This window comes from Teichococcus wenyumeiae (genome assembly GCF_003696345.1).
Lineage (GTDB): Bacteria > Pseudomonadota > Alphaproteobacteria > Acetobacterales > Acetobacteraceae > Pseudoroseomonas > Pseudoroseomonas wenyumeiae.
Genome location: NZ_RFLX01000168.1, coordinates 1 through 955, shown reverse-complemented (window position 1 = coordinate 955; position 955 = coordinate 1). Strand labels below are relative to the sequence as shown.

At 71.5% G+C, this 955-nt stretch carries 1 protein-coding gene; it reads left to right on the top strand.

Annotated features, from left to right (window positions below; translation table 11 throughout):
* The coding region (tnpC, locus tag EBE87_RS28420) for an IS66 family transposase (RefSeq protein ID WP_122140319.1) at positions 1–955 on the top strand (955 nt) is incomplete at both ends.

Sequence of the window (955 nt, the reverse complement as noted above, 5' to 3'; positions counted from 1 at the left end):
TGCTGCCAGCGCAGTTCCGGGTGCTGGTCACCAGGCGGCCCAAGCTGGCCTGCCGCGCCTGTCCTGGCGTGGTGCTGCAGGCGCCCGCTCCAGAGCGGCTGGTGCCGGGTGGGCTGCCGACCGAGGCCACCGTCGCCCAGGTGCTGGTGGCCCGCTATGCCGACCATCTGCCGCTGTACCGCCAGGCACAGATGCTGGCGCGACAGGGCCTGACGCTGGGACGCGAGGTGCTGGCCGACTGGCTGGGCACCGCCGCCCAGGAGATCCGGCCGGTGGTGCGCCGCCTGCGCGAGCTCCTGCTTGCCTCGCCGCGGCTGTTTGCTGACGAGACCACCCTGCCGGTGCTCGACCCGGGACGTGGCAAGGTGAAGAAGGGATATGCCTGGGCGCTGGCGCGCGACGACCGGCCCTGGGGTGGCACGGACCCGCCAGCCGTGGTGTTCCGCTACGCCCCCGGTCGCGGGCAGGAGCACGCCAGGGCGCTGCTGCAGGGCTACCGCGGCATCGTCCAGTGCGACGGCTACGCCGCCTACAAGGCACTAACCACCGGCGGGGATGTGACGCTGGCGTTCTGCTGGGCGCATGTGCGGCGCGGGTTCTTTGACCTGGCCAAAGGTGGCGCGGCACCGATCGCTACCGAGGCCTTGCAACGGATCGCCGCCCTCTACGCCATCGAAGCGGAGATCCGCGGCCGTCCTGCCCCAGAACGCCTGACGGAGCGCCAGGCCCGCAGCCAGCCACTGGTGGCCGACCTGTTCACCTGGCTCGACGCCCAGCTCGGGCGCCTGCCGCGGAGCAGTCCCACGGCGGAAGCGATCCGCTACGCGCTGAACCACCGGAAGGGGCTGGAGCAGTTCCTCGACGACGGCCGCATCGAGGTCGACAACAACACCGTGGAGCAGGCGATCCGTCCCATCTGCCTCAGCCGCAAGAACGCGTTGTTCGCGAGCGGCGA